The 6,637-nt window shown below is 59.7% G+C and carries 6 protein-coding genes and 1 pseudogene; 6 read left to right on the plus strand and 1 reads right to left on the minus strand.

The genetic code is table 11. The annotated features are described in order from the left end of the window. A partial coding sequence (locus G113_RS20770; protein WP_152436099.1) for a LysR family transcriptional regulator occupies positions 1 to 333 on the minus strand: 333 nt, incomplete at its 3' end. 98 nt (positions 334 to 431) lie between these two features. Here G113_RS20770 and G113_RS20775 point away from each other — a divergent pair. The 6 genes and pseudogenes from G113_RS20775 (at position 432) to G113_RS18200 (ending at position 6,634) form a co-directional block, all read left to right on the plus strand. Next, the gene (locus G113_RS20775) at positions 432 to 845 is read left to right on the plus strand and encodes an EamA family transporter (protein ID WP_005908320.1); all 414 of its coding nucleotides are present in this window, start codon (positions 432 to 434) and stop codon (positions 843 to 845) included. Positions 846 to 1,842: 997 nt separating this feature from the next. Then, positions 1,843 to 3,738, plus strand: coding sequence for a PTS fructose transporter subunit IIABC (locus G113_RS18180; protein WP_005908321.1), 1,896 nt, complete (start codon positions 1,843 to 1,845; stop codon positions 3,736 to 3,738). A gap of 152 nt (positions 3,739 to 3,890) precedes the next feature. Continuing rightward, on the plus strand, positions 3,891 to 4,196 hold the full coding sequence (locus G113_RS18185; RefSeq protein WP_005908322.1) for a PTS fructose transporter subunit IIB: 306 nt from the start codon (positions 3,891 to 3,893) through the stop codon (positions 4,194 to 4,196). After that, positions 4,196 to 4,963, plus strand: coding sequence for a PTS sugar transporter subunit IIA (locus tag G113_RS18190; protein WP_005908323.1), 768 nt, complete (start codon positions 4,196 to 4,198; stop codon positions 4,961 to 4,963). Before G113_RS18185 ends, G113_RS18190 begins: the two co-directional genes overlap by 1 nt. Positions 4,964 to 5,085: 122 nt before the next feature. After that, the gene (locus G113_RS18195) at positions 5,086 to 5,901 is read left to right on the plus strand and encodes a pseudouridine synthase (protein ID WP_005908324.1); all 816 of its coding nucleotides are present in this window, start codon (positions 5,086 to 5,088) and stop codon (positions 5,899 to 5,901) included. Positions 5,902 to 6,170: 269 nt separating this feature from the next. Next, positions 6,171 to 6,634, plus strand: a pseudogene (locus G113_RS18200) (NUDIX hydrolase). The last annotated feature ends 3 nt before the right edge of the window (positions 6,635 to 6,637 follow it).

Below are 6,637 nucleotides of genomic sequence, written 5' to 3' on the forward strand. Positions count from 1 at the left end.
TAGTACGCGGGTAAAGTGATTACTCACAAGATCTTCAACCAAACCAATACTGCAATGCAGTTTACCTTGTGATGCAGGCTTTAGACTCAGTTGATCGGTCAGACTCAAAATGCGTTCTGCATAAGGTAATAACGCCTCCCCCTCCGTACTTAAACGTATTCCTCTGTTGGAGCGAAGCAGCAATGCATGGCCTAGTTGCTGCTCTAAACGCTGAATTTGTTGGCTAAGCGCTGGCTGTGTTTTCCCTTGCAATATTGCGGCCCGGTTAATGCTGCCACATCGTACAACACTCACGAAAGAGCGCAGCAGTGCGGTATCAAAGTCATTTGTCATAAAGGAATCTTATAACTGCCATTCATTTTTGCAGTCTACCTATGAACTGTGGCATCCGCTAGACTGAGCATGCTTTTATTTTTTAGCTGGAGTTCACGATGTATGTTTTAGCTGTCATTCTTGCGGTCGCAGGTTCGGTCGTATACCATCTTTCGATTAAATTTGTACCTAGTGGTGTCAATCCATTTTTATCTCTGTCCTTGAGTTATGGCATCGCCCTTTTATTATGTTTACCTGGAATTTATTTTTATGACGGTAGCCGCAGCGTCCAAATATTAAACTGGAGTGTTGCGGGCGTGGCGCTGGGAATTTTAGGGATTGAGCTTGGATTCTTATTGCTGTATCGAGCCGGTGGTCATTTAGGGATATCTTCATTCCTGACCAATGCGGCAGGTACACTCTTGCTTTTACCTATTGGACTGTTGTTTTTTCGAGAAACCTTTTCAGTCACTCGGTTGCTGGGCATTGGTGTCGCCCTCTGCGGTCTATGGATGATGATGCCACGTAAATAATAAATCCCATCGGTTCGACTAACAAAGCTGATTCGGGTATTGGCGTATCTTGGATATTGAATTTTCGAACGCCACGGAAACCTTCAGCGGAGTAGGTTGATGCTTAATTCAATGGCACCTGATGTTTATTCCGAAATGGCAAACTGAAAAATATCCATATTCAAGGAGTCCCTTACTCGCCCCAATAAAGCTAACTGGATGATACAAGAATGAATCAATACAGACGTCCCCCAAAAAACTGAACCAGATTGTTTGTGAAATTCATATCCAGCCTGGCCATTACGGCGCCACTCGGCTTGACCCCGGAACTTATCCGGCAGGATTTTCATATGGATTTGCTTTAGCGGGCGGTGGGACGCCTCTATCAGATCGTGATCGGTGTCGCGGCAGCAATGGCGGTAATTGGCTGGCCAGTGCATCGCTATCACACCAAGCAACAACAGCCGGAGTCGCTGACAAGCATCCTGAGGATGGGCTCATCGCGCCCACCCTCAGGATGCAATATGCACCGCGACTCCCACCCCTGCCACCGCTATCGGCGGTACAACTCACCTCCGTTCATTACACCCTGTGGTTGCCCCGGAGAGTCCGCTCGCCAAGCCCATTTCTCCAGTTTGTACTCCACCAAGCTACCCTGATGACAACCATTTATGTGCGTTGGCTCACATCTCGCTCCATCATATATCCTCACAAATTTACAGAAGAAGCTTCTCTCTCCCGTCCAGACTGGTAGGGCCACAGCAATGTGGCCGCAAGGGCTATACTACTAACATCATGATTTTATATGTAAAAACCAATTTTATTTTCTACTGGTGCCCAACACCTCGCTTTGGGATCAGGCTCACACTCGTGATCTTTCCGCACAAAAATCCAGTCATTCGCACATTTGTCCGATAGGGTGGCGTGTGCCCCGGCGCGATAATAGTCGTGTCAATTTTGTCTGCATGCCGTGTGCACGGCATGCCAACAGGCTCCATCAAGGAGCAGGGAGAACACCATGATCACCACCCTTATCAACGAGCAGCTGATCGCGCTCGATTTAAAGGCCAGCCGCAAGGAGGAGGTCTTCAGCGAAATGGCCCGCTTGCTGGTCGCGCAGGGCAAGGTCAGCGATGAGCAGCAGTTCATCAAGGACCTGTGGGCCCGGGAAGAGCTGGACAACACAGGCTTTGAAGAAGGTGTTGCCCTGCCCCACGCCAAGAGTGCGGCTGTGAGCACCCCAGCGGTGGCCATCGGCATCAGCCGCGCCGGTATCGACTACGGCGCCGAAGATGGCAAGCCCTCCCGGCTGTTTTTCATGATTGCCTCCCCGGCCGGCGGCGCCAATCACCATATCGAGGTGCTGGCCGAGCTCTCCGCCAAGCTGATTGAAGAGGGCTTTATCGATGCCCTGCTGGCGGCCAAGACGCCAGCCGATGCGCTGGCCCTGCTGCTCGAGAAGAAAGAGCCGCAAGTGGCCACTCCGGCCGCCGACAAGGGGCTGATCATCGGTGTCACCGGCTGCCCTGCCGGCATCGCCCACACCTATCTGGCGGCAGAATCCCTGGAACGTGCCGCCAAGGAGCTCGGTTACGAGGTAAAAGTGGAGACCAACGGCTCCATCGGCGTCAAGAACAGCCCGACCGCGGCCGAGATCGCCCGTGCCAGCGCCATCGTCGTCGCCTGTGACAAGCAGGTGGACATGGCCCGCTTTGCCGGCAAGCCGCTCATCAAGACTGGGGTGAAAGCCCCCATCAAGGATGGCAAGGGTCTCATTGAGCAAGCGCTGAAGGCCCCAGCCTATGTGGCAGGCAAAGAGGACAAGAAAGGAGAGGATAAGAGCACGGGCGGCAGCGGCGATCTCTATCGCTACCTGATGAACGGCGTCTCCCACATGATCCCGTTTGTGGTCACCGGTGGTCTGCTGATCGCGCTGGCGCTGGCCATCGGCGGCAACCCGACCCCGAGCGGCATGCAGATCCCGGCAGGGAGCATGTGGAATCAGATCCTCAACGTGGGCGTGGCCGCCTTCACCCTGATGATCCCTATACTGGCGGGCTATATCGCCTACGCCATCGGTGACCGCCCTGCGCTGGCCCCGGGCTTTATCGGCGGCTGGATCGCCAACAACGGCAGCTTCTACGGCGCTGACGCCGGCACCGGCTTTATCGGTGCCATCATAGCGGGCCTGCTGGTCGGTTATCTGGTGCGCTGGATTGCCACCCGTCACTACCACAAGATGGTGCAGCCGCTGGTGCCTATCCTGATCGCCCCCATCGTCGGATCGCTGTTTATCGCCGCCGTTTTCATCTTCATCATCGGTGCCCCTATTGCCGACATGATGACGGGTCTGAACGCCATGCTGCTCTCCATGAGCGGTGGCAGTCTGGTGCTGCTGGGTATCGTACTGGGGGGGATGGCTGGCTTTGATATGGGCGGCCCGGTCAACAAGGTGGCCTTCCTGTTCTCGGTCGGCATGATTGCCTCCGGCCAGACTCAGTTCATGGGGGCCATGGCCTGCGCCATACCGGCGGCGCCGCTTGGCATGTCGCTGGCTACCGTGCTTGGTCGCAAGATGGGGATCTTCGATGCCTCCGAAATCGAGGCGGGCAAGGCCGCCGGTGCCATGGGTCTGGTGGGGATCTCCGAAGGTGCCATTCCGTTTGCCGCCCGTGACCCGCTGGCGGTCATTCCGGCCAACGTGCTGGGCAGCATGACCGCCGCCGTCATGGCCTTCCTGTTCGGCATCACCAACAGCGTGGCCCACGGTGGCCCCATAGTGGCCCTGCTGGGGGCGGTCAACAAGCCGCTGCTGGCCCTGCTCTGCATGATCTGCGGCGCCATCGTCACCGGCGTGGTGGCGGTTGCCCTGAAAAAACTGCGCAAGGGCAACATGGCTGCCGTACCCGCTTAAACAACAGAAGCCCCGAACCACAAAGAGGCCCCCCCTGGGCCTCTTTGTGTTGTCAGCGACACACCGCAAGCTAGCCGGGCGTATGTGTCCGTTGGACATTTCGAGGTCAGACGTTATCTTGTCCCGGCGCTACCCCATTATTGCGAGGTCCCATGAAAGTCGTTGCCGTTACCGCCTGCCCCACCGGCATTGCCCACACCTACATGGCCGCGGAGGCCCTGCAAAAAGCGGCCGCCCAGCTCGGTCTGAAGATCAAGGTCGAAACCCAAGGCGCTATGGGGCTCGAGAATGTGCTCACCGCCCGGGATATCGCCGGCGCCGATCTGGTGCTGATCGCCTCCGACATCGAGATTGAACAGAAGGAGCGCTTCCTCGGCTGCCCCCAGCGCCAGGTATCACTGGAGTCTGTGCTACTCAATGCGGTCGCCGTGCTGAGCGCGCCACTCCCCGGCCGCTGATGCTGACCCGCGAGATCACCCTCTACTGCCGCCATGGGCTGAGCATCAGCCAGGCCAGGCAACTGAGCCGCATGGCAGGCCTGTTCAAGTCGCACATCCGCTTGAGCAACCTCAGCCGTCGCCAGACGGCCGAAGCCAGCAGCCTGCTCGCCCTGCTCACCCTGGCCACCCAGCCCGGAGATCTCTGCCAGCTGTTGATTGAAGGACTGGATGCCGAGCTTGCCCACATGGCCTTCAACTGCTGGTGCGTCGAGCTGGGCAAACCCCTTGGCCGCAGTACGACGGCATACCTCGCCGAGCAGCGCCTGGCCACCCGCCAGCCTGACTACCACTTTGCCTTGCCGCAGGTGGCTAGCCTGTCTGCCCCCCTGAACAAACCTCAGGTGCTGGCGCAGCTGACCGGCCTGCTGCCGGGGGAGCTGGTCACAGACAGCCCTAGTCTGCACAGTGAACTCATGGCCCGCGAGCGAGTCAGCGCCACCATCATCCAGGCGGGCATCGCCATGCCCCACGTGCTCAGTGCCGCTATCCGCCAGCCCGCCCTCGCCATGATCTACAGCCCCGATCCTGTCGACTGGGGCTCCAGCCTAGGCGCTGTCCACCACATCATCTTGCTCTGCGCCCCCCGGCAACTGCCCCCCGCTCAGCTCAGACCCCTGACCCGGCTGGCCCGGGCCATGATGGATGAGACCTTGACCCATGCCCTGCGCTGCGCCAGCAACCATCAGAGCCGTCACGCCATCGTCATCGAGGGGCTGCTGAGCTAGCCGGCCGAGACCAGCCTGCCCCGTTCAGCGCTCTCTTGGGGAGTCTCAACACCAGGGAGACAGATCCCGCCGCCAGGGTGCTGTGATACACTGTGGCCCCGCCATTATTGATGCCAGATGCCATGAAACCGAGCCGCCCTCTCCTCTCGCCACGACCCTCGTCCCGCCCGGCCGCCCCAGGGCGCAGCGATGTCAAGACAGCCCGCCAGCCCATGGCCGCGCAAGAGCGCAAGTTACTGCTGCTCAACAAACCCTACATGGTGCTGTGCCAGTTCACCGACGAGGCAGGCCGCGAAACCCTCAAGGATCATGTCACCGAGCCCGGCATCTATGCCGCAGGCCGACTGGACAGGGACAGCGAGGGGTTGTTGCTGCTCACCAACGATGGCAAGCTCCAGGCTCAGCTCACCCAACCGGGGGAGAAAACCCCCAAGACCTATTGGGTGCAGGTTGAGGGGATCCCGAGTGAGGAGGCACTGGCCGCCCTGCGCGCCGGCGTGGCACTCAATGACGGCATGACGCTGCCTGCCGAGGCGCGCATCATGGCGGAACCTGAGGTGTGGCCGCGCAACCCGCCCATTCGCGAGCGTCAGGCCATCCCGACCTGCTGGCTGGAGATCAAGATTGTCGAGGGCCGCAACCGCCAGGTGCGGCGCATGACGGCCCATATCGGTCACCCCACCCTGCGCCTCATTCGTTACGCCATCGGTACCTTGACCCTGGATGGGTTGACCCCAGGCCAGAGCCGCGAGCTGGCCAGCAGCGAGATCCCCGTCGCCCGTCCCCCCCGTCCAGCAAGAGCGGCGCCCAGCAGGGTACCAGCAACGACGTCCGCCAAGGGTCCGTCCCGCTCAGGCGCGAGCGACAACACCAGCCAGGGGGCAAGCGGCAAGGGATCGGGCCGCGCCAGCGCGCGCCGTCCTGCCCGTAAAATCTGACCCTGCCCATGACAACGGGCAGCAGGTGATGAACGGATTGCGAAGCGGTTCGTTCAGCCAAGGACCACCTGCACGCAAACAAGGACCTTGCCAATGGCCATTTTTCCCTCTCAACATCGGCTGCTGAGGCAAGGTCGCACTCATCGCCCCGGCGCCGATACCCGGGATGACATTCAGCGGGTGACAAGCCGGGCCGAACCCCCGATTATCTAAGCGAACTCGAATAGCCCCTTGCACCTTGTTGTGCATATCAGCCCAGGAGCCTTGTTATGGATCACGAATATCTGCCCGCCCGCCTGACGGTCGCCGCTCTGGTGCACTGGCAGGGGCGCTTCTTGCTGGTCGAGGAGGCGATCCGCGGTGAGCTGCGCTTCAACCAGCCAGCCGGTCATGTGGAAGCGGGGGAAACCCTGATTGAGGCGGCGCGGCGCGAACTCAAGGAGGAGACCGGCCTAGAGGCCCAGCCCACGGCCTGGCTCGGCAACTACCTGTTCAAACCCGCCGACAGCGAGGCCACCTTCCTGCGCACCGCCCTGGTATTTGACCTTCACACCGATCCGGGCCTGCATCGGCCGGCAGATCCCGATGGCGACGTGCTCGCCTGCCACTGGTTTACCCTGGCCGAGATAGCACAGCGCAGAGCCGCCCTGCGCAGCCCCCTGGTATGGCAATGCATCCAGGACTACCTGGCAGGCACCCGGTTACCTTGTGCGCCCTGCAAGCCTTCATCTAGCGC

It is taken from the genome of Aeromonas molluscorum 848, assembly GCF_000388115.1.
GTDB classification, from domain to species: Bacteria; Pseudomonadota; Gammaproteobacteria; order Enterobacterales; family Aeromonadaceae; genus Aeromonas; species Aeromonas molluscorum.